33 protein-coding genes are annotated in these 24,188 nt (G+C 48.6%); all 33 read right to left on the bottom strand.

The genetic code is table 11. The features are described 5' to 3' along the window. The 33 genes from rplO to secE all read right to left on the bottom strand — a co-directional run bounded on the left by rplO (position 1) and on the right by secE (position 24,188). Complete coding sequence (gene rplO, locus J0A68_RS05375; RefSeq protein WP_206577140.1) at positions 1-447, bottom strand: 50S ribosomal protein L15; 447 nt, start codon at positions 445-447, stop codon at positions 1-3. 2 nt (positions 448-449) lie between these two features. After that, entirely contained in the window at positions 450-629 is a 180-nt protein-coding gene (gene rpmD / locus J0A68_RS05370; RefSeq protein ID WP_111392761.1) for a 50S ribosomal protein L30, read from the bottom strand. 6 nt (positions 630-635) lie between these two features. After that, positions 636-1,154, bottom strand: coding sequence for a 30S ribosomal protein S5 (gene rpsE, locus J0A68_RS05365; RefSeq protein WP_206570971.1), 519 nt, complete (start codon positions 1,152-1,154; stop codon positions 636-638). A gap of 5 nt (positions 1,155-1,159) precedes the next feature. Then, on the bottom strand, positions 1,160-1,510 hold the full coding sequence (gene rplR, locus J0A68_RS05360) for a 50S ribosomal protein L18 (protein ID WP_206577139.1): 351 nt from the start codon (positions 1,508-1,510) through the stop codon (positions 1,160-1,162). Positions 1,511-1,516: 6 nt separating this feature from the next. Next, positions 1,517-2,074 (bottom strand): 50S ribosomal protein L6, encoded by a 558-nt coding sequence (gene rplF / locus J0A68_RS05355; RefSeq protein ID WP_206577138.1) that lies wholly within the window; start codon positions 2,072-2,074, stop codon positions 1,517-1,519. Positions 2,075-2,083: 9 nt separating this feature from the next. Next, on the bottom strand, positions 2,084-2,479 hold the full coding sequence (rpsH, locus tag J0A68_RS05350) for a 30S ribosomal protein S8 (protein WP_206577137.1): 396 nt from the start codon (positions 2,477-2,479) through the stop codon (positions 2,084-2,086). A gap of 81 nt (positions 2,480-2,560) precedes the next feature. After that, positions 2,561-2,830, bottom strand: coding sequence for a 30S ribosomal protein S14 (gene rpsN / locus J0A68_RS05345; RefSeq protein WP_206570968.1), 270 nt, complete (start codon positions 2,828-2,830; stop codon positions 2,561-2,563). 2 nt (positions 2,831-2,832) lie between these two features. Next, positions 2,833-3,393 carry a 50S ribosomal protein L5 gene (gene rplE, locus J0A68_RS05340; RefSeq protein WP_206577136.1) on the bottom strand — a complete coding sequence of 187 codons (561 nt, stop codon included), beginning with the start codon at positions 3,391-3,393 and terminating at the stop codon, positions 2,833-2,835. Continuing rightward, positions 3,386-3,727, bottom strand: coding sequence for a 50S ribosomal protein L24 (gene rplX, locus J0A68_RS05335; protein ID WP_236021340.1), 342 nt, complete (start codon positions 3,725-3,727; stop codon positions 3,386-3,388). Before rplX ends, rplE begins: the two co-directional genes overlap by 8 nt. Positions 3,728-3,729: 2 nt before the next feature. Beyond that, the gene (rplN, locus tag J0A68_RS05330; RefSeq protein WP_026966248.1) at positions 3,730-4,098 is read right to left on the bottom strand and encodes a 50S ribosomal protein L14; all 369 of its coding nucleotides are present in this window, start codon (positions 4,096-4,098) and stop codon (positions 3,730-3,732) included. Positions 4,099-4,100: 2 nt separating this feature from the next. Continuing rightward, positions 4,101-4,364: a 30S ribosomal protein S17 gene (rpsQ, locus tag J0A68_RS05325; protein ID WP_206577135.1), complete on the bottom strand. Its 264-nt coding sequence runs from the start codon at positions 4,362-4,364 to the stop codon at positions 4,101-4,103. 19 nt (positions 4,365-4,383) lie between these two features. Beyond that, positions 4,384-4,566 (bottom strand): 50S ribosomal protein L29, encoded by a 183-nt coding sequence (gene rpmC / locus J0A68_RS05320; protein ID WP_206577134.1) that lies wholly within the window; start codon positions 4,564-4,566, stop codon positions 4,384-4,386. 9 nt (positions 4,567-4,575) lie between these two features. Then, positions 4,576-4,995: a 50S ribosomal protein L16 gene (gene rplP, locus J0A68_RS05315; protein WP_206577133.1), complete on the bottom strand. Its 420-nt coding sequence runs from the start codon at positions 4,993-4,995 to the stop codon at positions 4,576-4,578. A gap of 27 nt (positions 4,996-5,022) precedes the next feature. Beyond that, positions 5,023-5,766 carry a 30S ribosomal protein S3 gene (rpsC, locus tag J0A68_RS05310; protein WP_206577132.1) on the bottom strand — a complete coding sequence of 248 codons (744 nt, stop codon included), beginning with the start codon at positions 5,764-5,766 and terminating at the stop codon, positions 5,023-5,025. Positions 5,767-5,774: 8 nt separating this feature from the next. Further along, complete coding sequence (rplV, locus tag J0A68_RS05305; RefSeq protein WP_206577131.1) at positions 5,775-6,164, bottom strand: 50S ribosomal protein L22; 390 nt, start codon at positions 6,162-6,164, stop codon at positions 5,775-5,777. Between the two features lie 2 nt (positions 6,165-6,166). Further along, positions 6,167-6,445 (bottom strand): 30S ribosomal protein S19, encoded by a 279-nt coding sequence (gene rpsS / locus J0A68_RS05300; RefSeq protein ID WP_026966254.1) that lies wholly within the window; start codon positions 6,443-6,445, stop codon positions 6,167-6,169. A gap of 2 nt (positions 6,446-6,447) precedes the next feature. Continuing rightward, a complete protein-coding gene (gene rplB / locus J0A68_RS05295) occupies positions 6,448-7,272 on the bottom strand; it encodes a 50S ribosomal protein L2 (RefSeq protein WP_206577130.1) in 825 nt (274 codons plus the stop codon). A 13-nt stretch (positions 7,273-7,285) separates the two neighbouring features. Then, complete coding sequence (gene rplW, locus J0A68_RS05290; protein WP_206577129.1) at positions 7,286-7,573, bottom strand: 50S ribosomal protein L23; 288 nt, start codon at positions 7,571-7,573, stop codon at positions 7,286-7,288. A 4-nt stretch (positions 7,574-7,577) separates the two neighbouring features. Continuing rightward, the gene (rplD, locus tag J0A68_RS05285; RefSeq protein WP_206577128.1) at positions 7,578-8,207 is read right to left on the bottom strand and encodes a 50S ribosomal protein L4; all 630 of its coding nucleotides are present in this window, start codon (positions 8,205-8,207) and stop codon (positions 7,578-7,580) included. Positions 8,208-8,210: 3 nt separating this feature from the next. Beyond that, a complete protein-coding gene (rplC, locus tag J0A68_RS05280) occupies positions 8,211-8,843 on the bottom strand; it encodes a 50S ribosomal protein L3 (RefSeq protein ID WP_206577228.1) in 633 nt (210 codons plus the stop codon). Between the two features lie 246 nt (positions 8,844-9,089). After that, entirely contained in the window at positions 9,090-9,395 is a 306-nt protein-coding gene (gene rpsJ / locus J0A68_RS05275) for a 30S ribosomal protein S10 (RefSeq protein WP_024284766.1), read from the bottom strand. A gap of 11 nt (positions 9,396-9,406) precedes the next feature. Continuing rightward, positions 9,407-11,527 (bottom strand): elongation factor G, encoded by a 2,121-nt coding sequence (gene fusA / locus J0A68_RS05270; RefSeq protein WP_206577127.1) that lies wholly within the window; start codon positions 11,525-11,527, stop codon positions 9,407-9,409. A gap of 5 nt (positions 11,528-11,532) precedes the next feature. Beyond that, on the bottom strand, positions 11,533-12,000 hold the full coding sequence (gene rpsG, locus J0A68_RS05265; protein ID WP_133557823.1) for a 30S ribosomal protein S7: 468 nt from the start codon (positions 11,998-12,000) through the stop codon (positions 11,533-11,535). 18 nt (positions 12,001-12,018) lie between these two features. Further along, on the bottom strand, positions 12,019-12,432 hold the full coding sequence (gene rpsL / locus J0A68_RS05260; protein WP_026953260.1) for a 30S ribosomal protein S12: 414 nt from the start codon (positions 12,430-12,432) through the stop codon (positions 12,019-12,021). Positions 12,433-12,530: 98 nt separating this feature from the next. Then, positions 12,531-12,845 carry a DUF3467 domain-containing protein gene (locus tag J0A68_RS05255; protein ID WP_206577126.1) on the bottom strand — a complete coding sequence of 105 codons (315 nt, stop codon included), beginning with the start codon at positions 12,843-12,845 and terminating at the stop codon, positions 12,531-12,533. 63 nt (positions 12,846-12,908) lie between these two features. Further along, on the bottom strand, positions 12,909-17,222 hold the full coding sequence (gene rpoC / locus J0A68_RS05250) for a DNA-directed RNA polymerase subunit beta' (protein WP_206577125.1): 4,314 nt from the start codon (positions 17,220-17,222) through the stop codon (positions 12,909-12,911). A gap of 47 nt (positions 17,223-17,269) precedes the next feature. Continuing rightward, complete coding sequence (gene rpoB, locus J0A68_RS05245) at positions 17,270-21,145, bottom strand: DNA-directed RNA polymerase subunit beta (protein WP_206577124.1); 3,876 nt, start codon at positions 21,143-21,145, stop codon at positions 17,270-17,272. 156 nt (positions 21,146-21,301) lie between these two features. Further along, positions 21,302-21,685, bottom strand: a complete 384-nt coding sequence (gene rplL, locus J0A68_RS05240; protein WP_206577123.1) for a 50S ribosomal protein L7/L12 — start codon at positions 21,683-21,685, stop codon at positions 21,302-21,304. Between the two features lie 42 nt (positions 21,686-21,727). Continuing rightward, positions 21,728-22,270, bottom strand: coding sequence for a 50S ribosomal protein L10 (gene rplJ / locus J0A68_RS05235; RefSeq protein WP_206577122.1), 543 nt, complete (start codon positions 22,268-22,270; stop codon positions 21,728-21,730). Positions 22,271-22,272: 2 nt separating this feature from the next. Further along, complete coding sequence (gene rplA, locus J0A68_RS05230) at positions 22,273-22,971, bottom strand: 50S ribosomal protein L1 (RefSeq protein WP_206577121.1); 699 nt, start codon at positions 22,969-22,971, stop codon at positions 22,273-22,275. 10 nt (positions 22,972-22,981) lie between these two features. Then, on the bottom strand, positions 22,982-23,425 hold the full coding sequence (rplK, locus tag J0A68_RS05225; RefSeq protein ID WP_206577120.1) for a 50S ribosomal protein L11: 444 nt from the start codon (positions 23,423-23,425) through the stop codon (positions 22,982-22,984). A 3-nt stretch (positions 23,426-23,428) separates the two neighbouring features. Continuing rightward, positions 23,429-23,986, bottom strand: coding sequence for a transcription termination/antitermination protein NusG (gene nusG / locus J0A68_RS05220; protein ID WP_206577119.1), 558 nt, complete (start codon positions 23,984-23,986; stop codon positions 23,429-23,431). Positions 23,987-23,999: 13 nt separating this feature from the next. Then, the gene (gene secE, locus J0A68_RS05215) at positions 24,000-24,188 is read right to left on the bottom strand and encodes a preprotein translocase subunit SecE (protein WP_206570947.1); all 189 of its coding nucleotides are present in this window, start codon (positions 24,186-24,188) and stop codon (positions 24,000-24,002) included.

Below are 24,188 nucleotides of genomic sequence, written 5' to 3'. Positions count from 1 at the left end.
TTAAATCTTGTTTACAGTACCGCCAAGTTTCTCGATGGCTTCAACTGCTGAAGCGGAAAACTGGTGGGCAGTCACGTCTAATTTGGCTTTCAGTTCACCACCTCCGAGGATTTTGATCTTGTCGTTCTTAGAAGCGATACCGTGGGAAACCAAAGCTTCCAAATTGATCGCAGAAAGACTGTGCTGCTCGGATAGGGCCTGCAATGTATCCAAATTTACCGGTTTGAACTCAACCTTGTTCAGGGATTTGAAGCCAAATTTAGGAACTCTTCTTTGAAGTGGCATCTGACCGCCTTCAAATCCGATCTTGGACTTGTATCCAGAGCGGGATTTGGCCCCTTTGTGACCTCTTGTGGAAGTCCCTCCTCTACCGGAACCGGTACCACGACCGATTCTCTTGCGGTTTTTGGTTGAGCCTTCGTTTGGAGTTAATGTATATAGTTTCATAATTAAGCTTCCTCCACTTTTACAAGGTGATTCACTTTATTTACCATTCCAGCAATCTGCGGGGTGTTTTCCACTACCACAGACTTGCTGATACGACCCAAACCCAGAGCAGTGATAGTTGCCTTCTGATCTTTTGGTCTGTCGATCGTACTTTTTACCTGTGTGATCTTGATCTTCGCCATGATTGATTATCCGTTAAAGACTTTAGCCATTTTCACACCACGTTGCTGTGACACAGCGATCGCATCTCTCAGCTGAACCAGCGCATCGATGGTAGCTTTCACCACGTTGTGTGGGTTGGAAGATCCTTTGGATTTTGCCAATACGTCTGTGACGCCGGCAGACTCCAACACCGCACGCATCGCACCACCGGCGATTACACCGGTACCCGCTGCAGCTGGCTTGATCAACACGAAACCTCCACCAAATTTGCCGATTTGCTCGTGGGGGATGGTGCCTTTCAAAACCGGTACTTTTACCAGGTTCTTCTTTGCATCCTCGATGCCCTTGGTGATCGCGTCGGTTACTTCGTTGGCTTTGCCCAATCCGTATCCTACGACACCCTGGCCATCACCTACTACTACGATTGCTGAGAAGGAGAATCTTCTACCACCTTTTACCACTTTGGCTACTCGGTTGATAGCTACTACTTTCTCTTTCAATTCTGTATCTGTAGCCCTAATGGGTTTTCTTCTTACTTGAGACATAACGATTAGAATTTAAGGCCTCCTTCTCTGGCGCCGTCGGCCAAAGCTTTTACATTACCATGATACAAGTAGCCGTTTCTGTCGAAAACTACTTCTGATACGCCATTTGCGATGGCTCTTTCAGCAAGCTTTTTGCCTACTTCTTTGGAAACGCCTACGTTGGTATTGGCTTTGGCGCCAAGCTCTTTGGAAGAGGCCTGTGCCACGGTCTGACCCTTAAGGTCGTCCACCAATTGCGCATAGATGCCAGTATTGCTCTTGAATACGGACAAACGTGGTCTGGAATCGGTACCGGAGATCTTTCTTCTGATACCCTGCTTGATTCTAAGTCTTCTGGAATTCTTATTAAATGCCATAACCTATTATTTTTTACCGGCAGTTTTACCAGCCTTACGTCTAACTTGCTCACCAACGAAGCGCACACCTTTACCTTTGTAAGGCTCAACCTTACGAAGAGATTTGATTTTAGCGGCTACTTGTCCGATCAATTCTTTATTGATTCCTTCCAGGGTAATGATTGGGTTTTTACCTTTTGGAGTTTCTGTTGTCAAAGAAATCTCCTGAGGCAAAGCCATGAAAATACTGTGAGAATAACCTAAGCTCAACTCCAGCACCTGGCCCTGATTGGAAGCCTTGTAACCTACCCCTACAAGCTCAAGATCTTTCTTGTACCCTTCAGAAACACCGATCACCATGTTGTTGATCAATGCTCTGTAAAGTCCGTGCATAGACTTGTGTCTTTTGGAATCAGTAGGTCTTGAGACAACGAGCTCGTTGCCTTCCACTTTCACCTGAATATCGGGATTCACATCCTGAGTCAGTGTACCCTTTGGACCTTTAACAGTGACAGTTCCGTGAGCTGACACGTCTACAGTAACACCGCTGGGTAGATTTATTGGTTTTTTACCTATTCTAGACATGATAGTAAATTAATATACGTAGCAAAGTACTTCGCCACCGATACCTTCGGTACGGGCTTCTTTGTCAGTCATCACACCTTTGGAGGTGGATACGATTGCGATGCCCAGACCATTGATGACTCGGGGGAGTTCATCATGCTTGGCATACTTTCTCAAACCTGGCGTACTAACTCGCTCAAGGCTCACGATCGCGTTCTGCTTGGTAACGGGGTTGAACTTCAACGCGATCTTGATGGTGCCCTGAGGACCATTCTGTTCGAATTTGTAGTTCTGGATGTACCCTTTGTCATGCAGTACTTTGGTGATTTCCTTCTTGATGTTAGAAGCAGGTATCTCAACGATTCGGTGAGAGGCCTTGATGGCGTTTCTCAACCTGGTCAGATAATCAGCTATTGGATCAGTCATGGTATATATAGTCTAGCTCCACCCGTTTTGGGCGTGCAAAGTTACGAATTGATTTCTATAATAAAAACTACTGTCGTTTTTTTACCAGCTAGACTTGGTGACTCCAGGAATCTTGCCTGCGGAGGCCATTTCCCTGAAGGTTACCCTGTTGATACCAAACTTTCTCATGTAGCCCTTGGGTCTACCGGTCAGCTTGCAACGGTTGTGAAGTCTTACGGGAGAAGCGTTCTTTGGCAATTTGTCAAGTGCTTCGTAGTCGCCGGCAGCTTTCAGCTCGGCTCTCTTCTTGGCATACTTGGCTACCAGACGCTCTCTTTTTCTCTCACGAGCTTTGATGGATTCTTTTGCCATGGTTATTCTTCTTTGTTTTTGTTTACGAAAGGCATACCGAAAGCCTTCAGCAGGGTGAAGCTCTCTTCGTCGGTTTTGGCAGAAGTCACGAAAGTGATATCCATACCGGAGATTCTGTTCACCTTCTCGATGGAGATCTCAGGGAAGATAATCTGCTCGGTCACACCCAGGGTGTAGTTGCCTCTTCCGTCAAAGCCTTTGTCGGAGATTCCTTTGAAGTCACGTACACGTGGCAGGGCCACTGTCATGAGACGATCCAGGAACTCATACATTTTCTCGCCTCTGAGGGTCACTTTGGCACCGATAGGCATGCCTTCTCTCAGCTTAAAGTTGGAGACGGCGATCTTGGACTTGGTAGCCACGGCCTTCTGGCCGGTGATCAGGGACAGTTCTTCCACACCTTGGTCTACCAACTTCTTGTCAGCTACCGCAGCTCCGATCCCCTTGTTGAGGACGATCTTGGTCAATACAGGAACCTGCATGACGGAAGAATACTGGAATTTCTCTTTCAAAGCCGGAACGATATCGTTCAGGTACTTTTCTTTCATTCTTGGATTAGCCATTGATCACCTCCCCGGTTTTCTTTGAATATCTCACTAGTTTGCCGTTTTCGCCTGCTTTGCGGCCGGTACGGGTAGCTTCGCCGGTTTTGGGATCTACCAGCATCAGGTTGCTGATGTGCAGTGCAGCTTCTTTCTTTTCGATGCCGCCTTGTGGCTTGGCAGCAGTAGGCTTCACGTGTTTGGTGATCATATTGATCCCCTCTACATAAGCTCTGCTTTTCTCGGTGTCGACAGAAAGGACTTTCCCTGTTTTTCCTTTGTCATCTCCTGAGATCACCTTCACGGTGTCTCCGGTCTTGATGTGCAGCTTTTGCTTTTTGGTCTTTCTTTCCATGATTACAGTACTTCAGGGGCCAAGGAAATGATTTTCATAAACTGCTTCTCTCTGAGCTCTCGGGCCACTGGGCCGAAGATACGGGTACCTCTTGGCTCATCGTTGTTGTTCAACAACACGGCAGCGTTATCTTCAAATCGGATGTAAGAGCCGTCCTTGCGGCGGATCTCTTTTTTGGTCCGAACGATTACCGCTTTGGAAACGGTACCTTTTTTCATGTTGCTGGAAGACAGGGCCGACTTTACAGTCACGACTACCTTATCACCGATCGAAGCGTAACGCTTCCCAGTTCCTCCCAATACGCGGATCACAAGTACTTCTTTAGCACCTGAGTTGTCTGCAACGCCTAGTCTGGATTCTTGCTGTATCATGATTACTTAGCCCTTTCAATAATTTCAACCAATCTCCAACGCTTGTTTTTGCTCAGCGGACGAGTTTCGCTGATTTTCACAATGTCGCCTGGCTGGCACTCATTGTTCTCGTCATGAACCATAAATTTGGTAGTCTTGGCAACAAACTTTCCGTAAATGGCATGCTTCACTCTACGTTCCACAGCGACGGTGACGGATTTGTCCATTTTGTTGCTTACGACCTTACCAATTCTCTCTTTGCGAAGATTTCTCTCAATCGTAGCCATTTTCTTTTCTGTTAGCTAGTTATTTGGAAGCTAATGCAGTCTTCAATCTTGCGACCAGACGCTTGGCTTCTCTGATTCTGTTAGGATTCTCAATGGGAGAAATCGAGTGGGCAAACTTCAGTTTGCTCAGATTCTCCTGCTCAGCGACAATTCGCTCGGCGATCTCACTTGCGGAAAGTGATCTGATTTCAGTATTTTTCATAGTTTCTGATTATTCTGCGTAATCTCTACGAACAACAAATCTGGTACTCACGGGTAGCTTCTGCTGCGCAAGTCTCAACGCCTCTTGAGCGGTCTCCAGGCTCACGCCTGTAGCTTCGAAAAGGATAGTACCTGGTTTGATAACGGCCACCCAGTATTCTGGAGCACCTTTACCCTTACCCATACGAACCTCTGCGGGCTTCTTGGTGATCGGCTTGTCAGGGAAAATCCTGATCCAAACCTGACCTTCTCTCTTCATAGCTCTTGTCATGGCAATACGTGCTGCCTCGATCTGGCGAGAAGTAATCCATCCTGGCTCAAGGGATTTGATGCCAAAGTTGCCAAAAGAGAGCTCAGCGCCTCTGGTAGCAAGGCCTTTGACACGGCCCTTGTGCATTTTCCTAAATTTCGTTCTTTTCGGCTGTAACATGATTTCTCACTTATTCGGTGAAAATAGTTATTTCTTATTTCTGCGTCTTGGACCGTTTTCTCTGTCACCGCGACCGCCCTTAGGGCCTGCGGAGCGCTGGCCTTTCGGCTCGTTGGCTGCTCCTTGGTTTGGAGAAAGGTCTCTCTTTCCGTACACTTCACCTTTGAAGATCCAGACTTTGATTCCGATGATTCCGTACACGGTAAGTGCTTCGGAAAGTGCGTAATCGATGTCTGCTCTCAGGGTGTGAAGGGGAATTCTTCCTTCTTTGTACATCTCGGAACGTGCCATCTCGGCTCCGCCCAGTCGACCAGAAAGTTTTACTTTGATCCCTTCCGCTCCCACTCTCATGGATGCCGCGATGGCTTGCTTCATCGCTCTTCTGAAGGAAATCCTAGCCTGAAGCTGCTGTGCGATAGACTCACCGACCAGCTTGGCATCCAGCTCCGGACGCTTGATCTCGAAGATGTTGATTTGGATGTCCTTGTTGGTGATCTTCTTAAGCTCTTCTTTCAGCTTGTCTACTTCGGCTCCGCCTTTACCAATCACTACTCCCGGACGGGCTGTGTGGATCGTCAGGGTGATTCTCTTGAGCGTACGCTCGATGATCACTTTGGCGATACCTCCCTTGGGGATTCTGGCAAGGACATATTTACGGATTTGCTGATCTTCGGCGAGCTTCTCGGCAAAGTCCTTCCCACCATACCAGTTGGAGTCCCAGCCTTTGACCACACCAAGTCTAAATCCTATTGGGTTAATCTTTTGTCCCATAGTCTCTCTTAATTTGCCTTTTCGTTTGTAACTACATCAGCGGTAACGTCTCCCGCTACGAACGCGTCGACTACGAGGGTTACATGATTGGATCTTTTACGGATTCGGTGACCACGTCCCTGGGGAGCGGGTCTCAGTCTCTTGAGGGATCTGCCTTCGTCGACCATGATGGTCTTCACGTAGAGGTCAGCATCCTCAAGCTTCGCGTCAGGATTTTTCGCCTGCCAGTTGGCTACCGCTGAAAGGAGAAGTTTCTCCAATTTGATCGCTCCGTGGTTGGGAGTGAATTTCAGGATACTCAATGCCAATCCTACTCGCTTGCCTCTCACGAGGTCAGCCACAAGGCGCATCTTGCGCGGGGATGTAGGAACGTTTTTTAATCTTGCTACTGCTTCCATGATTATCTCTTTCCTTTATCTTTTTTAGCAATGTGGCCACGGAAGTTTCTGGTAGGAGCAAATTCACCCAGCTTGTGACCTACCATGTTGTCAGTGACAAACACCGGGATAAACTTGTTGCCGTTATGCACTGCGAAGGTATGGCCTACGAAATCCGGAGAAATCATAGATTTTCTTGACCAAGTCTTGATGACAGATTTCTTGCCTGACTCGTTCATGACATCTACTTTCTTCACCAGATGGTGCTCGATATAAGGACCTTTTTTTAATGAACGTGCCATAATTATTTAGATCTTTTGCTGATGATGAACTTGTTTGAATACTTCTTAGGTGATCTGGTTTTCTTGCCTTTGGAAAGAAGACCTTTGCGAGATCGAGGATGTCCACCTGAAGAACGGCCTTCACCACCACCCATCGGGTGATCTACTGGGTTCATCGCCACACCTCTGGTACGAGGTCTTACTCCAAGCCATCTCTTACGACCTGCCTTACCTAGTACCACGTTCATGTGGTCAGCGTTGGATACGGTACCGATGGTAGCCATACATGCGCCGAGTACCAGTCTCATTTCGCCAGAAGGAAGCTTTACGGTGACATATCTAGGGTCACGGGCTACGATCTGTGCATATCCACCGGCACTTCTGGCCATGGCTCCACCCTTACCTGGCTTCAGCTCCACGTTGTGTACAATGGTACCCATCGGGATGTTGGCCATCGGCATGGCGTTGCCCACTTCTGGAGCAACCTGCTCGCCGGAAATCACTGTCTGTCCTACCGACAGACCTTCCGGGGCGATAATATAGGCCTTAGCTCCGTCAGCGTAGTATAGTAGGGCTAGACGTGCCGTTCTGTTTGGATCGTACTCGATAGCTTTCACTGTCGCAGGCACGCCAAACTTGTTTCTTTTGAAGTCTACGATTCTGAGTCTTCTCTTGTGACCACCACCGATGTAGCGTGCGGTCATCTTGCCTGTATTATTTCGTCCGCCTGACTTCTTGAGGGGTGCAAGGAGGGATTTTTCCGGCTTTGACTTGGTAATCTCGTCAAAAGCGGGAGCCACTCTGAATCTTGTCCCTGGAGTTACAGGCTTCAACTTTTTAATTGCCATGATATTGATTCAATTAAATTTCTCCGTAAAAATCAATTACCTCACCATCGGCCACTTGCACGATTGCTTTCTTGAAAGCATTGGTGAAGCCTGATACGATTTTGTTCTTGGTGTAGCGGGTCTTATGCTTCGCAGCATAGCGGATGGTACGTACTGATACCACCTTCACGCCATAGGTTTTTTCCACCGCATTTCTGATCTGGAGCTTGTCGGCGGTCTTTTCCACGATGAAACCGTAGACCCCCTTCTCGTTGCCAGCAGAAATCTTCTCTGTGATCAAAGGCTGCTTTAGAATATCCATTGTCTTATTTCGCTAAAATGGTTTCCAACTTACTTACAGATCCTTCGCACAGCACCAGATGGTCAGCATTGAGGAGTTGGTAAGTATTTACATCATTTACAGTCACCACTTTCGCCTTGGGCAGGTTTCTGCTGGACAGGAACACGTTCTTGTTGTCTTCAGGAAGCACCAGGAGGGTCTTCTTGTCAGACAGGGAAAGTCCGTTCAACAAAGCGATGTAGTTTTTGGTCTTTGGAGCGTCGAATGCGAGGTCTTCCAATACCACCAGGCTGTTTTCGATCACTTTGTAAGAAAGTGCCGACTTACGGGCCAACTGCTTTACTTTTTTATTGAGCTTGAAAGAGTAGTCTCTTGGCTTAGGGCCGAATACTCTACCACCTCCACGGAAGTTGGGAGCCTTCAAAGATCCCGCACGGGCACCACCGGTACCTTTTTGCTTCTTGATCTTCTTGGTAGATCCCGCTACTTCGTTTCTCTCTTTTGATTTGTGGGTTCCCTGTCTTTGGTTAGCCAGGTACTGCTTCACATCCAGGTAGATTGCGTTATCGTTTGGCTCGATCGCGAAGATTTCGTCAGAAAGAGTCACCTTTCTACCTGTATCTTGTCCTTTTTGATTGATTACTGCTAATTCCATGGCTTATTTCTCAAGAATTACGAAAGAGTTTTTAGGACCAGGCACTGAACCAGAAACCAACAGGAGGTTTTGCTCAGGATAGACTTTCAACACTCTCAGGTTGATCACTTTTACTCTGTCACCACCAGTTCTTCCGGCCATTCTCATGCCTTTGAATACTCTTGATGGCCAAGAACACGCACCGATGGAACCTGGGTGTCTCTGTCTGTTGTGCTGACCGTGAGTTTGTCCACCCACACCACCAAAACCGTGACGCTTCACTACACCCTGGAAGCCTTTACCTTTTGACGTACCGATCGCATCGACGAAGTCACCTTCGACGAAAACCTCACCGGCAGCCACCGTTTTTCCGAGAGCAACCTGGCCTTCAAACTCGACCCGGAAGTCACGGAACTCAACAACCTTCTGCTTTGGCGTCGTACCGGCCTTTTTAAAATGACCGATCAGAGGCTTAGGAGTGTTTTTCTCCTTGCGCTCACCGAATGCCAACTGCACTGCGTTGTACCCGTCTGTTTCAACGTTTTTTACTTGCGTCACTACGCAAGGACCAGCTTCTATTAGCGTGCATGCGACGTTACGCCCATCGGCACTGAAAATGCTAGTCATTCCTACTTTTTTACCTATAATACCAGACATCTTTGATAAGATAATTTGATAATCCACAAGGCGTTACGCACTTGGGCCCTTTTTAAGGACTGCAAAGTTACTGAAATAAAATTCGGCAACAAATCCCAACTCTAATATTTTCAAACAATTAGAAAAAATTTCATTCGGCTGAAGGCGCCTTCCCGAGCCGATTTCCAACGGAATTTTCACCCATTGCCACAAAAACAAAAGACCTGCAGTGATTGCAGGCCTTTCGATAGGGAGTCTCAGGTACCGTCAGACTTTGATTTCTACGTCCACTCCGCTTGGAAGCTCGATCTTCATCAGGGCATCCACAGTCTTGGAAGAGTTGGAGTAGATGTCTACAAGTCTCTTGTAGGTACAGAGCTGGTATTGGTCTCTGGCTTTCTTGTTTACGTGCGGGGACTTCAACACGGTAAACTTCTCCTTTTTGGTAGGCAATGGAATAGGACCAACTACTACCGCGCCAGTGGCTTTGACAGCCTTCACGATCTTCTCTGATGACTTATCCACCAGGCTATGATCGTATGATTTTAGTTTTATTCTGATTTTCTGGTTCATTTTCTTGAAGATTAGGCTTTTTCACCTTTTACTTTAGCAATTACACCTTCGGCGATGTTGCTTGGAACAGGCTCATAGTGAGAGAAGGTCAAAGACGCTGTCGCTCTACCGGAAGAGATTGTTCTCAAGTCAGTCACATAACCAAACAACTCGGACAAAGGAACTGCGGCCTTGATCACGGAGGAAGTACCCTTGGTATCCATACCTCTCATCAAACCTCTTCTTCTGTTCAAGTCACCAGTGATTGGACCTGTGTATTCGTCTGGAGTCACCACGTCTACGGACATGATCGGCTCGAGCAGCTGTGGCTTACACTTCTTGGCGGCCTCCTTGAAGCCGATACGGGCTGCCAATTCGAAGGAAAGGGCATCGGAATCGACGTCGTGGTAGGATCCGTGGAACAATCTTACTTTCATGGCCTCGATAGGATATCCTGCCAAAGGACCGTTTTTCATCGCTTCCTGGAAACCTTTCTGGATTGGGGCGATGAATTCCTTTGGAATCACACCACCGACAATTCCGTTCACAAACTCCAGTCCTGGCTTGATCTCGCCAGTCTCAGGATCAGCGTCTTTTGGCCCAAGTTCGAACACGATATCCGCGAACTTACCTTTACCACCAGTCTGCTTTTTGTAAACTTCCTTGTGCTCCACGTTGCCAAACAAGGCCTCTTTGTAAGCTACCTGAGGAGCGCCTTGGTTGATCTCAACCTTGAATTCTCTCTTCAGACGGTCGATGATGATTTCCAGGTGAAGTTCACCCATCCCTCTAAGGATAGTCTGGCCAGTTTCCTGATCCGTATTTACCTGAAGGGTTGGATCTTCTTCCACCAGTTTGGCAATCGCCATACCCAGCTTATCCACGTCGGCCTGAGTCTTAGGCTCGATCGCGTATCCGATCACTGGCTCAGGGAAGATCATGGACTCGAGCACTACCTTGCGCTTCTCGTCGCAAAGGGTATCTCCGGTCTTGATGTCCTTGAAGCCTACTACCGCTCCGATGTCGCCGGCTACCAGTCTTTCGATTTGGTTTTGCTTGTTGGCGTGCATCTGGAATACTCGGGAGATACGCTCCTTGTTGCCAGATCGGCTGTTGAAGATGTAAGATCCTGACTCAAGCACACCTGAGTAAGCTCTTACGAAGCAAAGACGACCTACGAATGGGTCAGTAGCGATCTTGAAGGCAAGGCCAGTGAATGGCTCAGTCTCATCAGGGGCGATTCTGACTTCTTTCTCTTCATCTTCACGGTCATGGGCGATGATATCGTCCTTGTCCAGTGGAGACGGAAGCAATTCCATCACCAGGTCAAGCATGGTCTGAACGCCTTTGTTTTTGAAGGAAGATCCGCAGACCATAGGCACTACCTTCATACCGATAGTGGCCTGTCTCAAAGCAGCCAAAATCTCGGCTTCAGTGATAGAGTCTGGATCTTCGAAATATTTCTCCATCAAGGTCTCGTCGAATTCGGCCACGGACTCGAGCAGGTGCTCTCTCCACTGCGCCACTTCGTCAAGCATGTCTTCAGGAATCGGAATAACCTCGTAAGTCATTCCCATGTCGTGCTCGTTCCAAGTGATCGCACGGTTGTTGATCAAATCAACTACCCCTTTGAACTTGTCTTCGGCACCGATAGGCAATTGCAAAGGAACGGCGTGGGAACCGAGCATTTCCTTCACTTGCTTGCAAACCTCTAGGAAGTTTGCACCAGCACGGTCCATTTTGTTTACGAAACCGATACGGGCTACTTTATATCCATCAGCCAATCTCCAGTTGGTCTCTGACTGCGGCTCTACGCCGTCAACAGCACTAAACAGGAAAACTAGACCATCCAGGATTCTCAGGGAACGGTTAACCTCAACAGTAAAGTCAACGTGTCCCGGAGTATCGATGATATTGACGTTGTATTTTTGATCTTTGTAGTTCCAGAATACGGTAGTCGCGGCAGAAGTGATGGTAATCCCTCTCTCCTGCTCCTGGGCCATCCAGTCCATGGTGGCTGCACCATCGTGCACCTCACCGATCTTGTGGCTCACGCCGGAATAAAAAAGGATACGCTCGGTGGTGGTGGTCTTTCCGGCATCGATGTGGGCAGCGATACCGATGTTTCTGGTGAATCTTAAATCTCTTGCCATCCTAATTAAAATCTAAAGTGAGAGAATGCTTTGTTGGCCTCAGCCATTCTGTGCGTATCATCTTTTTTCTTCACTGCGGCACCTTCGCCTTTTGCAGCTGCGATGATTTCACCGGCTAGACGGTCCATCATGGTCTTCTCACCTCTTTTTCGAGCGTAGTTGATCATCCACTTGATTCCAAGGGCCATCTTTCTTTCTGGTCTGACTTCCATTGGAACTTGGAATGTAGCACCACCAACTCTACGACTCTTCACCTCGACGGATGGAGCAATATTGTTAAGCGCTTTTTTCCAAACCTCAAGACCATTCTCGCCTACTTTGGATTCCACTTTCTCGACTGCGTCATAGAAAATGTTGTAAGCAATACTCTTCTTCCCGTCGAACATCAGACAGTTTACAAACTTGGTGACCAAAGTATCATTGAACTTTGGGTCAGGAAGAATATATCTCTTCTTTGGTTTCGCTTTTCTCATTTCTTTTGAATGTTTTTATTATTTCTTTTTGCCTGGAGCTGCTGCAGGGGCACCCTTGCCAGCCTTAGGTCTCTTAGCACCGTACTTGGAGCGACCTTGCTTACGGTCTTTTACTCCGGCAGTATCGAGTGCACCTCGGATGATGTGGTATCTCACACCTGGAAGATCCTTCACACGACCACCTCTGATCAGGACGATCGAGTGCTCTTGTAGATTGTGACCTTCACCCGGAATGTAAGCGTTCACTTCTTTTCCGTTCGTCAATCTCACCCTGGCTACCTTTCTCATAGCTGAGTTAGGCTTCTTAGGGGTCGTAGTGTATACTCTGGTACAAACTCCTCTTCGCTGTGGACAAGCGTCCAGTGCACGAGATTTCGATTTGATTTCCAGTGTATTTCTACCTTTTCTTACTAACTGTTGAATAGTAGGCATTAACTGATAAAATTTAGTTTTCCTGTAAACTGTTAAATTTTGGACTGCAAAGGTAAAGAAAGTAATAAGAGTAACAAAATTAAGCAGTTATATTTTTGTTACGCTTCCCCGGGCTTACCGAAAGAAATCGGATACGAGGGTGCGCCGCCCCCTTGGTGGATCTTTCCAAAGGCAGCCTCGTACTTTTCGATGTTGTCCTTCAGCGCAGACAGCAGTCGCTTGGCGTGGTCGGGAGTCACGATGATGCGGGACTTTACTTTTGCCTTGGGCACACCGGGCATCAGGCGGATGAAATCAATCACAAACTCCGAATTGGAGTGCGCGATCATGGCCAAGTTGGAATAGACGCCCTCTGCCACTTCCTCGGAGAGCTCGACGTTGATCTGTTGGTCTTGCTTGTTGTTGTCTTCCATGTTTTTGGATTAAAAAAGGCCTGTACATGACATACAGGCCTTTTATGTTCAAATCATAATTGATTATAGGATCGCTTCGCTGGATCTTTTGGAGGATGTCTTCTCCATATTTTCAGAAAGCTTCTCGTACTCCTCCTGGGAGCCGACGATCAGATTTTGCAGTCTTCGCTGTCCGGTACCCGCCGGGATCAGGTGTCCAACGATTACGTTTTCCTTCAGACCCAAGAGCTCGTCGCGCTTGCCTCGGATGGCAGCTTCGGAGAGTACTTTGGTAGTCTCCTGGAAGGAAGCCGCGGAGATGAAGGACTCGGTACCCAAGGATGCCGCGGTGATACCCTGCAGCGTAGGTGCGGAAACAGCCGTCTCAGCGTCTCTTACCTGTACCAGCTTCAGATCCTTACGCTTCAGGCTGGAGTTTTCGTCTCTCAGTCTTCGGGCAGAGATGATCATGCCTGGCTTCAAAGTAGAGGAGTCCCCTGCGTCCATGACCACTTTCTTGTCAAGGATGTTGTCGTTTTCCTCACGGAAAGCCCACTTGTCCACGACTTGGTTTTGGAGGAATCCGGTGTCACCAGCATCCAGGATCTCAACCTTCTGCATCATCTGGGATACGATCACCTCGATGTGCTTGTCGTTGATTTTCACACCCTGAAGTCGGTAAACTTCCTGGATCTCATTCACGAGGTATTCCTGTACCGCGGTTGGCCCTTTGATGGACAGGATGTCGTTTGGAGTGATGGCTCCGTCAGACAACGGCTCACCTGCACGGATGAAGTCGTTTTCCTGTACCAAGATGTGCTTGGATAGGGATACCATGTACTTCTTGATCACACCGTCCTTGGACTCGATGATGATCTCCCTGTTACCACGCTTGATACCACCATAGGTCACCACACCGTCGATCTCGGATACCACAGCCGGGTTAGATGGGTTACGAGCTTCGAAAAGTTCGGTTACCCGTGGAAGACCACCGGTAATATCACGGGTTTTGCCTACGGATCTTGGGATCTTCACGAGGATCTGTCCAGCTTTCACTTTCTCACCCACTTCTACAGCCAAGTGAGCGCCCACAGGAATGTTGTATCCTTTGGAGTCTTCGCCGTAGTTGATGACGATTGCCGGGTTCTTGGTTCTATCCTTGGTTTCGATGATGACTTTCTCACGGAAACCAGTCTGGTCATCAGCCACTTCTTTGTAAGTCACGCCCTCTACGATTGCTTCGAAGTCGACTTGACCGTCAAACTCGGAAAGGATGACCGCATTGTACGGATCCCAAGTACACAGGGACTGGCCTTTGGCGATCTTCTGTCCGTCTTTCACATTCAGCAAGGCACCGTAGGGCACGTGGTTGGACACCAAAGTCTTTCCGGTCTTCGCGTCGTTGATTTTGATCTCACCGGAGCGGCCCATGACGATGGTGATTGCCTCGCCATCCTTGTTGGTCGTCTCAATGAATCTCAGTTCCTCTTCGAACTCGATCACCCCGTCAAACTTCGCAGGGATGGAAGCGTCTACCGCCATGTTGGAGGCAGTACCACCGACGTGGAAGGTTCTCAGGGTAAGCTGGGTACCTGGTTCACCGATAGACTGTGCGGCGATGACACCTACAGATTCACCGGCTTGTACCATTTTGCCTGTAGCAAGGTTTCTGCCGTAGCACTTCGCGCACACTCCCCTTCGAGTCTCGCAGGTCAATACGGAGCGGATTTCCACCTCTTCGATAGCAGACTCATCTACCATCTTGGCGACTTCGTCATTGATCTCGATGCCAGCCGGCACGATCAATTCGTCAGTGACTGGATCGTACACATCGTGTACAGAAACCCGTCCGACGATACGCTCGGAAAGCGGCTCGACGATTTCGTCGTTGTCTTTCAAAGGCTGAACTACCAGGCCTCTCAAGGTACCGCAGTCTTCCTCCGTGATGATCATATCCTGTGCTACGTCCACGAGACGACGGGTCAGGTACCCCGCATCCGCAGTCTTCAATGCCGTATCGGCTAGACCTTTACGTGCACCGTGGGTAGAGATGAAGTACTCCAATACGTCCAGACCTTCTTTGAAGTTGGAAAGGATTGGGTTTTCGATGATCTCCCCTACAGAGCCTTGGAGGTTTTTCTGAGGCTTGGCCATCAGACCTCTCATACCACCCAGCTGACGGATCTGCTCTCTGGAACCACGAGCTCCGGAGTGCATCATCATGTAGATGGCGTTGAAGCCCTGCTTGTCCTCCTCCATCTTCTTCATCAGATTGTTGGTCAGATGCGAGTTGGTACGAGTCCAGATATCGATGACTTGGTTGTATCGTTCGTTGTCGGTGATCAGACCCATGAGGTAGTTGTTCCATACTTGGTCCACTTCCTCTTTCGCTTTCGCGATCATCGGCTCTTTCTCCTCAGGGATGATTACGTCGTTCAATCCCATGGAAAGACCACCTTGGTATGCCATCTGGAATCCGAGATGCTTGATGTCATCCAAGAATTGCGCAGTACGGGCGATACCGCAGACTTTCACTACCTCAGCGATGATCTGCTGAAGTTTCTTTTTGGTCAAAAGCTCGTTTACATAACCAACTTCCTCAGGCACGAACTGGTTGAAGATCAATCGACCTGCAACGGTCTCGATGATTTGCTCTTTGATCTCGCCTTCGGCAGTTCTGACATTGACCTTGCACTTGATATTGGCATGCTTGGAGATCTTGCCTTCGTTGAGGGCGATGATCACCTCTTCTTGGCTGTAGAAAGTCATTCCTTCGCCCGCTACCGGGAACTCAGGGGTCGACTTTCTGCCTTTGGTCACGTAGTACAGACCCAATACCATGTCTTGGGAAGGTACGGTGATCGGAGCGCCGTTGGCAGGGTTCAGGATGTTGTGCGCAGAAAGCATCAAGGTAGAAGCTTCCAAGATCGCCTCGTGTCCAAGTGGCACGTGTACCGCCATCTGGTCACCGTCAAAGTCGGCGTTGAATGCAGTACATACCAATGGGTGGAGCTGGATTGCCTTTCCTTCGATCAGTTTTGGCTGGAAAGCCTGGATACCCAATCGGTGAAGCGTTGGGGCACGGTTGAGGAGGACAGGGTGTCCTTTCAGCACGTTTTCCAAAATATCCCAAACCACAGGATCTTTGCGATCCACGATTTTCTTGGCAGATTTTACGGTCTTGACAATGCCCCTTTCGATCAGTTTTCTGATGATAAACGGCTTGAAAAGTTCCGCTGCCATATTTTTGGGAAGACCACACTCGTGAAGCTTCAGTTCTGGACCTACGACGATTACGGAACGGCCGGAGTAATCCACACGCTTACCGAGCAAGTTTTGACGGAATCGGCCCTGCTTACCTTTCAACATGTCGGAAAGGGATTTCAAAGCACGGTTACCATCAGATCTTACCGCATTTACTTTTCTGGAGTTGTCAAAAAGTGAATCCACAGCTTCCTGCAGCATTCGCTTCTCGTTTCTCAAGATCACCTCTGGAGCTTTAATGTCGATGAGGCGCTTCAGACGGTTGTTTCGGATGATCACCCTTCTATACAGGTCGTTCAAGTCAGAAGTAGCGAATCTACCGCCATCCAAAGGAACCAACGGACGCAATTCCGGTGGAATCACTGGAACCATGCGAACGACCATCCACTCAGGACGGTTTTCGATGCGGGTTCTCGCGTCACGGAATGCTTCGACTACTTTCAGACGCTTCAAGGCCTCGGCCTTACGCTGCTGGGAAGTATCGGTCGCAGCCTGGTGACGGAGTGCGTAAGACAGGTCGTCGAGATCCAGTCTTGCCAGCAACATCTCCAAAGCCTCCGCACCCATCTTGGCGATGAACTTGGCAGGATCTTCGTCATCCAGCATGTGGTTTTCCTTAGGCAGCTTGTCCATGATGTCCAAGTACTCGTCTTCTGTGAGGAAGTCGAGGTACTGCACACCTTCTTCGGCTTTCACCCCAGCCTGCACTACGACATAGCGCTCGTAGTACACGATCTGGTCCAACTTCTTGGTAGGAAGGCCCAGCAGGTAACCGATTTTGTTAGGAAGGGACTTGAAGTACCAGATGTGCGCTACTGGCACGACCAGCTCGATGTGTCCCATACGCTCACGACGAACTTTCTTCTCAGTCACTTCGACGCCGCAACGGTCGCAGATGATGCCTTTGTAGCGAATGCGCTTGTATTTACCACAATGACACTCCCAGTCTTTGACCGGACCAAAGATCCGCTCGCAGAACAGACCGCCCATCTCAGGCTTGTACGTTCTGTAGTTGATGGTCTCTGGCTGGGTCACCTCACCGTTGGAGCTATCCAGAATGGATTCTGGAGAGGCCAAGCTGATGGTCACTCGGGAGAAATCGTTGTTGAGTTTTTTATTTTTTCTAAACGACATAGTTTTTTGAGATATGTTCAGGGCGGTCGCCCGCCCCTTGAGCCAAATTAATCCAGGGTAATTTCAAGAGCCAAGCCTCTCAACTCGTGAACCAATACATTGAATGATTCAGGGATGTTTGGCTTAGGAAGGTTTTCACCCTTCACGATTGCTTCGTAAGCTTTCGCTCTACCGATTACGTCATCAGACTTGACAGTGAGGATCTCTTGGAGTACGTGGGATGCACCGAAAGCTTCCAGTGCCCACACTTCCATCTCTCCGAAACGCTGACCACCGAACTGTGCCTTACCACCAAGCGGCTGCTGGGTGATGAGGGAGTATGGTCCGATGGAACGGGCGTGCATCTTGTCGTCGACCAAGTGGCCCAGCTTCAGCATGTAGGCGACACCTACAGTCACAGGCTGGTCAAACTTGTTGCCGGAAAGACCATCGTAGAGGTAGGTACGTCCGTAGGCAGGTACTCCAGCCGCCTCCAGTTCGGCAGACACTTCCTCCAGGGAAGCTCCGTCGAAGATCGGAGTGGCGAATTTCTTGCCGGTCTTCTGTCCAGCCCAAGCCAACACGGTCTCGAAGATCTGTCCGATGTTCATTCGGGAAGGTACACCCAGTGGGTTCAACACGATGTCCATCGGCGTGCCGTCTTCCAAGAATGGCATGTCCTCGTCACGTACGATTCGGGCCACGATACCTTTGTTACCGTGACGACCCGCCATCTTGTCACCCACCTTCAGCTTGCGCTTCTTGGCGATGTAGACTTTGGCCAGCTTCACGATACCCGCAGGCAGCTCGTCCCCTACTTCGAGGGTGAAGCGGTCGCGCTTGAAGAGGCCGGAGATCTCGTTTCTGGAATTGGTATAGTTTTTCACCAGTTTCACGATGAGTGAGTTGGTGTGTGCGTCGTCAGTCCAGTCGTCCAGGATGATGTCGGATACCAGGTTTGCTTCCTCAGGCACATTGTAGTTAGACTCGTCTCTGTAAGGGTTCTTAGCAGGGAAGAGGTTGTTCTCAATGTTCTTTTGGCCAAACTTCACGCCTTTGCTGATGATTTCATCACCAAACTTGTGTCTCACGCCCTGAGAGGTTTTGCCATCCAGGATAGTCACCAGCTTGTTGATCATCTTGGCTCTGATGCCCAGGAGATCCTTGGAGTATTTGGCCTTCAGTTTTTCGACCTCAGCCTTGGACTTCGCTCTGTTGTCCTTGTCCTTTTTAGGTCTGGAGAAAAGCTTGGTCTCGATCACGACACCGTTCAGGGATGGGGAAGCTTTCAAAGAAGCATCCTTCACGTCACCAGCCTTGTCACCGAAGATCGCTCGGAGGAGCTTCTCTTCCGGAGTCGGATCAGTCTCGCCTTTAGGGGTGATCTTACCGATGATGATATCGCCTTCCTTCACTTCGGCACCGATACGGATGATGCCGTTTTCGTCGAGGTGCTTCACAGCCTCTTCGGATACGTTCGGGATTTCAGAAGTCAGTTCTTCTTCACCACGCTTGGTATCTCGCACTTCCAGCTGGAACTCCTCTACGTGGATGGAGGTGAAAATATCCTCACGAACGACGCGCTCGGAGATTACGATCGCATCCTCGAAGTTGTACCCTTGCCAAGGCATGTAGGCTACTTTCAGGTTTTTACCCAAAGCCAGCTCGCCTTTGTTGGTAGAGTATCCTTCTACGAGCACCTGTCCTTTTTCGATCTTCTGGCCTTTGAGTACCAAAGGAGTCAAGTTGATCGTCGTATCCTGGTTGGTTCTTCTGAACTTGATCAGGTCGTAGGTTTTGTATTCGTTGGTGAAGTTCACCAGCAGTTCGTCTGAAGTCAGATCGTACTTGATCGTGATCTTCTTGGCGTCTACAAACTCAACCACACCATTTGCCTCCGCAATGATCAGCGCTCGGGAGTCGATCGCCGCTTTGCCTTCCAGACCGGTACCCACGATTGGAGCTTCCGCCTTCAGCAATGGAACGGCCTGGCGCTGCATGTTGGATCCCATCAGGGCACGGTTGGCATCGTCATGCTCCAAGAAAGGAATCAAGGATGCCGCCACGGACACGATCTGGTTTGGTGCAACGTCCATGTAGGAAATTTCGCTAGGCTCCAACACAGGGAAGTCACCCTCAAATCTTGCTTTCACTTTCTCGTTGACAAAAGTTCCAGCTTCATCCAGCGGCGCATTTGCCTGTGCGATGTTGTGGTTGTCTTCCTCTTCGGCGGTGAGGAATACGATTTCCTCAGGCTTCATGCCCACTTTGCCGTCCTTCACTTTTCTATAAGGCGTCTCCAGGAAGCCCATAGAGTTCACTTTGGCGTGAACGCAAAGAGAGGAGATCAGACCGATGTTTGGACCTTCGGGAGTCTCGATGGTACACAGACGACCGTAATGCGTGTAGTGAACGTCTCGAACCTCGAAGCCCGCTCTTTCTCTGGAAAGACCACCTGGACCGAGGGCTGAAAGTCTTCTCTTGTGAGTCAACTCCGCCAGCGGGTTGGTCTGGTCCATGAACTGGGAAAGTTGGTTGGTACCAAAGAAGGAGTTGATCACGGAAGAAAGCGTACGGGCATTGATCAAGTCGACTGGTTTGAAGTCTTCGTTGTCACGCACGTTCATTCTTTCGCGGATGGTTCTGGCCATTCTCGCCAGACCTACTCCAAATTGGCTGTACAGCTGCTCGCCCACAGTACGCACACGTCTGTTGGACAAGTGGTCAATGTCATCGACTACCGCCTTGGAGTTGATCAGACCGATGAGGTATTTCACGATGGAAATGATGTCCTCTTTGGTCAACACAATCTTCTCGGCTTCGATGTTCAGCCCCAGTTTTTTGTTGATTCTGTATCGTCCTACTTCCCCGAGGTCATAGCGCTTGTCAGAGAAGAACAAGCTCTGGATCACCTCACGAGCGGTAGCTTCGTCAGGCGCCTCGGTATTTCGGAGTTGGCGATAGATCACCTCCACAGCTTCCTTCTCGGAGTTGGAGTTGTCTTTCTGCAGTGTATTGTAGATGATCGAGAAGTCGGCCACGTTCACATCTTCTCTGTGGAGAATGATGGACTTGGAGCCGGAGTCCAAGATCATTTCGATGTCTTCTTCTGTAAGAACCGTGTCGCGCTCAAGCAACACTTCGTTTCGGTCGATGGAGACTACCTCGCCGGTATCCTCATCCACGAAATCTTCTACCCAAGTTCTCAAAACCCTCGCGGCCAGCTTGCGTCCACCTGCCTTCTTCAGCGCAGCCTTGGTCGCAGCCACTTCCTCGGACAAACCGAACAGGTCAAGGATATCCTTATCCGAACCGTAGCCGATAGCCCTCAGCAGTGTCGTTACCGGGAATTTCTTCTTACGGTCGATGTAAGCGTACATGACATTGTTGATGTCCGTCGCAAACTCGATCCAAGAACCTTTGAAAGGAATAATTCTGGCGGAATACAGCTTCGTTCCGTTGGTGTGCTTGCTTTGGGCAAAGAACACCCCAGGAGAACGGTGCAATTGGGAGACAATCACACGCTCAGCTCCGTTGATCACAAAGGAGCCCTTCTCGGTCATGTAAGGCAAGTTGCCTAGGAACACCTCCTGCTCGATGGTCTCGAAATCCTCGTTGTCTTCATCGTGGCAAAGCAATCTCAACTTTGCTTTGAGCGGAACAGAATAAGTCAACCCTCGGTCGATGCATTCTTCCACGCTGTACTTGGGCGGGTCTACTGCATAGTCGATGAATTCCAGGGTGAAGTTCTCTCTGGAATCACTGATCGGGAAGTTTTCAGCGAAAACTTTGAACAACCCATCTGCCCGGCGCTTCTCTGCTGGGGTATCCAGCTGGAAAAAGTCCTTGAAGGACTGCAGCTGGATATCGAGAAAATCGGGATAGTCTTTGACCACCTTAATGGAGGAGAAACTTTTCCTTTCGGTTTGATTCTTGATAGCCAAGGTAGTGTATAGTTTATAGTGAAATTTAATATCGGAAAGTGACAATTATCACTCAAAATAATGCAATTTTTGTCCTGTGCATAAACAGGAAAAGACCTGACTAATTTAGTCAGGTCTCCGGGCTGATTCCGAACCTAGAGGATCGAAATTGCCAAATTACTTGATCTCTACTTCAGCACCAGCCTCTTCCAGAGACTTCTTCAAAGCTTCAGCTTCGTCCTTAGCGATACCTTCTTTCAAGGCCTTAGGAGCGCCGTCAACAAGATCTTTTGCTTCTTTCAATCCGAGACCGGTCAATTCTTTCACCAGTTTCACTACTGCAAGCTTAGAAGCACCAGCAGCTTTAAGGATTACGTCGAAAGAAGTTTTCTCCTCTTCAGCAGCGGCTTCGCCACCACCAGCAGCACCACCAGCTACCATTACAGCGCCAGCAGCAGCAGGCTCGATGCCGTACTGATCCTTAAGGATGTCTGTCAATTCTTTTACTTCTTTTACAGTCAAGTTCACCAACTGTTCTGCAAGTTGTGTAAGATCTGCCATTGTATTGATTATTTAATTTGTTTTTTGAATGATTTGATAAGATTATTTCGCTTCCCGATCAGCAAGAGTCTTAAGAACGCCAGTGATGTTGTTCTGTCCAGACTGCAATGCGGCAACGAGATTTTTGGCTGGAGACTGAAGCAATCCGATGAGATCGCCCAGCAATTCTGCCTTAGACTTGAGATTAGACAGCATTTCGAGGTTGCTCTCGCCCAGAATCACGTCTGAGTCGATACCTGCACCTTTGAATACCGGTCTGGTCTCTTTTTTACCTTGTTTCTTTCTGAAATCCAGCAATACTTTTGCCGGAAGGTTACTAGTCTCTTTTGAGAAAATAATTCCAGAGAACCCTTTCAATGCACTACCCGACAATTTGGAGTAGTCCGCGTCCAGATTTTCGAGAGCCTTGGCGATCAGGGTGTTTTTGTACACTTTGTACTCCACACCTTTCTCAAAGCAAGTTCTTCTGAATGCGTTCACCTGCGCCACAGAGAATCCGGAGGCATCAGTGATGTAGAAGAAAGGGTTTTCCTTCAGCTTCTCAGTCAGACTGTCGATTATAACTTTCTTTTCGTCTCTAGTCATGATTAAATTCCTTGAATGCTACCCTTGTCTACAGCAATACCCGGGGACATTGTGCTTGACAAATGAATACTTTTGAAATATGTACCTTTTGAAGAAGACGGCTTCAGCTTGGAGATGGTAGAGATCAACTCTTTCACGTTTTCCTGAATCTGCTCAGGAGAGAAAGACACTTTACCTACACCGGCGTGGATGATTCCAAACTTGTCGACTTTGAAGTCGATCTTACCGGCTTTCACCTCTCTTACCGCCTTGCCTACTTCCAGAGTAACGGTTCCTGATTTAGGGTTTGGCATCAAGCCGCGAGGCCCCAATACTCTACCTAACCTACCTACCTTTGCCATCACGTTAGGCATGGTGATGATGACGTCCACGTCAGTCCATCCGCCTTCGATCTTGGCAATGTAATCGTCCAAACCTACGTAGTCTGCACCTGCTTCAGTCGCTTCAGCTGCCTTGTCAGGAGTACAAAGCACCAATACCTTGATGTCTTTGCCAGTACCGTGGGGAAGTGCTACTACCCCTCTCACCATTTGATCAGCCTTACGAGGGTCGACGCCCAAACGGACATCCACGTCTACAGAAGCGTCAAACTTGGTGGTGGTGATTTCCTTAACCAGTGAAGAAGCTGCCTCCAGGGAGTACATTTGGCTTGCGTCGTACTTAGAAAGAGCTTCTTTTTGCTTTTTTGTTAACTTAGCCATTGTTTTTTATTTATACTTCCCAAGGGGCTTTACCAGATACAGTGATACCCATGCTTCGTGCAGTACCAGCTACCATTTTCATGGCAGATTCTACTTTGAAGGCATTCAGGTCAGGCATCTTCGTCTCAGCGATCACTCTTACCTGATCCCAGGTAACAGATCCCACTTTCTTTCTGTTTGGCTCAGAGGAGCCACCTTTCACTTTCGCAGCTTCCAACAGCATGTTTGCAGCTGGAGGAGTCTTCACTACGAATTCGAAAGACTTGTCAGAAAAAACCGTAATCAGCACAGGGAGCACGGTACCCATTTTGTCTTGGGTACGGGCATTGAACTGCTTACAGAACTCCATGATGTTCAAACCCTTGGAACCAAGAGCTGGACCTACTGGAGGCGACGGGTTAGCCTGGCCACCTTTCACCTGTAGTTTTACATAACCAGTGATTTCCTTAGCCATTGCTTAGTCTTGTTTTTCTACTTGTATAAAGTTTAACTCTACCGGAGTATTTCGGCCGAAGATCTTAACCATAACATTAAGCTTCTTCTTCTCCTCAAATATCTCCTCAATTGTCCCGGTAAATCCACTGAATGGGCCGTCCATTACTTTTACGGCTTCTCCGACTATAAATGGCGTGTCCTGCTTCTCGGCAAACTCGTCAATCTCCTCAACCTTACCTAAGATACGGTTGATCTCTGACTGTCGTAATGGTTCAGGGGTTTTGGAAGCTCCCCCCTGGTTTGATCCAAGAAACCCGATGACACCCGGGATACTCGTTATTACGTGATTGGCTTCCCCGTTGGAGAGATCCGCATTTACAAGGACATAGCCAGGAAAGAAGTTTCTTTCTCTGACTCGTTTTTTTCCGTTGCGCATCTCATATACCTTCTCAGAAGGGATCAGGACCTCAGGAATGTATTCACCAATCTTCTCACGCTGGATCTCATTGTCCAGGTAAGCCTTGGTCTTTTTTTCCTGCCCTGCCACTACTCTGAGTACGTACCACTTATGTTCAGCCATTCTGTAATGTCAATTAGAATAAATCATAAAACCATGTCATGATGTTCTCAAACCCCAAATCCACTGCACCGATAAACAAGGCGAAGATAAGGGAAGCGACCAACACCAATACGGCACTGTTTTGAAGAAACGAAAACTTAGGCCAAGTGACCTTATTTTTCATCTCGTCATAAGATTCCAGGACAAAGTTTTTAAGATTCAT

Origin of the sequence: Algoriphagus oliviformis, from assembly GCF_017254915.1 — a bacterium.
Lineage (GTDB): Bacteria > Bacteroidota > Bacteroidia > Cytophagales > Cyclobacteriaceae > Algoriphagus > Algoriphagus oliviformis.
This window is presented reverse-complemented; position numbering and strand designations above follow the sequence as displayed.

Bases quoted from the DNA above. Each gene is read 5' to 3' on its own strand.
- rplV (WP_206577131.1), bottom strand. From the start codon at position 6,164: ATGGAAGCAGTAGCAAGATTAAAAAACGTTCCTACATCCCCGCGCAAG.
- J0A68_RS05255 (WP_206577126.1), bottom strand. From the start codon at position 12,845: ATGGAAGACAACAACAAGCAAGACCAACAGATCAACGTCGAGCTCTCC.
- fusA (WP_206577127.1), bottom strand. From the start codon at position 11,527: ATGGCAAGAGATTTAAGATTCACCAGAAACATCGGTATCGCTGCCCAC.
- rplA (WP_206577121.1), bottom strand. From the start codon at position 22,971: ATGGCTAAGTTAACAAAAAAGCAAAAAGAAGCTCTTTCTAAGTACGAC.
- rpsC (WP_206577132.1), bottom strand. From the start codon at position 5,766: ATGGGACAAAAGATTAACCCAATAGGATTTAGACTTGGTGTGGTCAAA.
- rpsH (WP_206577137.1), bottom strand. From the start codon at position 2,479: ATGACTGATCCAATAGCTGATTATCTGACCAGGTTGAGAAACGCCATC.
- rplF (WP_206577138.1), bottom strand. From the start codon at position 2,074: ATGTCTAGAATAGGTAAAAAACCAATAAATCTACCCAGCGGTGTTACT.
- rplL (WP_206577123.1), bottom strand. From the start codon at position 21,685: ATGGCAGATCTTACACAACTTGCAGAACAGTTGGTGAACTTGACTGTA.
- rpsE (WP_206570971.1), bottom strand. From the start codon at position 1,154: ATGTCTCAAGTAAGAAGAAAACCCATTAGGGCTACAGATACAGAATTG.
- rplP (WP_206577133.1), bottom strand. From the start codon at position 4,995: ATGTTACAGCCGAAAAGAACGAAATTTAGGAAAATGCACAAGGGCCGT.
- rpsJ (WP_024284766.1), bottom strand. From the start codon at position 9,395: ATGAACCAGAAAATCAGAATAAAACTAAAATCATACGATCATAGCCTG.
- rplN (WP_026966248.1), bottom strand. From the start codon at position 4,098: ATGATACAGCAAGAATCCAGACTAGGCGTTGCAGACAACTCAGGTGCT.
- rplR (WP_206577139.1), bottom strand. From the start codon at position 1,510: ATGGCATTTAATAAGAATTCCAGAAGACTTAGAATCAAGCAGGGTATC.
- secE (WP_206570947.1), bottom strand. From the start codon at position 24,188: ATGAATCTTAAAAACTTTGTCCTGGAATCTTATGACGAGATGAAAAAT.
- rpsN (WP_206570968.1), bottom strand. From the start codon at position 2,830: ATGGCAAAAGAATCCATCAAAGCTCGTGAGAGAAAAAGAGAGCGTCTG.
- rpsS (WP_026966254.1), bottom strand. From the start codon at position 6,445: ATGGCACGTTCATTAAAAAAAGGTCCTTATATCGAGCACCATCTGGTG.
- rplO (WP_206577140.1), bottom strand. From the start codon at position 447: ATGAAACTATATACATTAACTCCAAACGAAGGCTCAACCAAAAACCGC.
- rplX (WP_236021340.1), bottom strand. From the start codon at position 3,727: ATGGAAAGAAAGACCAAAAAGCAAAAGCTGCACATCAAGACCGGAGAC.
- rpmD (WP_111392761.1), bottom strand. From the start codon at position 629: ATGGCGAAGATCAAGATCACACAGGTAAAAAGTACGATCGACAGACCA.
- rpmC (WP_206577134.1), bottom strand. From the start codon at position 4,566: ATGAAAAATACTGAAATCAGATCACTTTCCGCAAGTGAGATCGCCGAG.
- rplK (WP_206577120.1), bottom strand. From the start codon at position 23,425: ATGGCTAAGGAAATCACTGGTTATGTAAAACTACAGGTGAAAGGTGGC.
- rplB (WP_206577130.1), bottom strand. From the start codon at position 7,272: ATGGCAATTAAAAAGTTGAAGCCTGTAACTCCAGGGACAAGATTCAGA.
- nusG (WP_206577119.1), bottom strand. From the start codon at position 23,986: ATGGCTGAACATAAGTGGTACGTACTCAGAGTAGTGGCAGGGCAGGAA.
- rplD (WP_206577128.1), bottom strand. From the start codon at position 8,207: ATGGAATTAGCAGTAATCAATCAAAAAGGACAAGATACAGGTAGAAAG.
- rplE (WP_206577136.1), bottom strand. From the start codon at position 3,393: ATGGCTAATCCAAGAATGAAAGAAAAGTACCTGAACGATATCGTTCCG.
- rpsQ (WP_206577135.1), bottom strand. From the start codon at position 4,364: ATGGCTACGATTGAGAGAAATCTTCGCAAAGAGAGAATTGGTAAGGTC.
- rplW (WP_206577129.1), bottom strand. From the start codon at position 7,573: ATGGATATTCTAAAGCAGCCTTTGATCACAGAGAAGATTTCTGCTGGC.
- rplC (WP_206577228.1), bottom strand. From the start codon at position 8,843: ATGTCTGGTATTATAGGTAAAAAAGTAGGAATGACTAGCATTTTCAGT.
- rpsG (WP_133557823.1), bottom strand. From the start codon at position 12,000: ATGAGAAAAGCGAAACCAAAGAAGAGATATATTCTTCCTGACCCAAAG.
- rplJ (WP_206577122.1), bottom strand. From the start codon at position 22,270: ATGACTAGAGACGAAAAGAAAGTTATAATCGACAGTCTGACTGAGAAG.
- rpsL (WP_026953260.1), bottom strand. From the start codon at position 12,432: ATGCCTACTATTCAACAGTTAGTAAGAAAAGGTAGAAATACACTGGAA.
- rpoC (WP_206577125.1), bottom strand. From the start codon at position 17,222: ATGTCGTTTAGAAAAAATAAAAAACTCAACAACGATTTCTCCCGAGTG.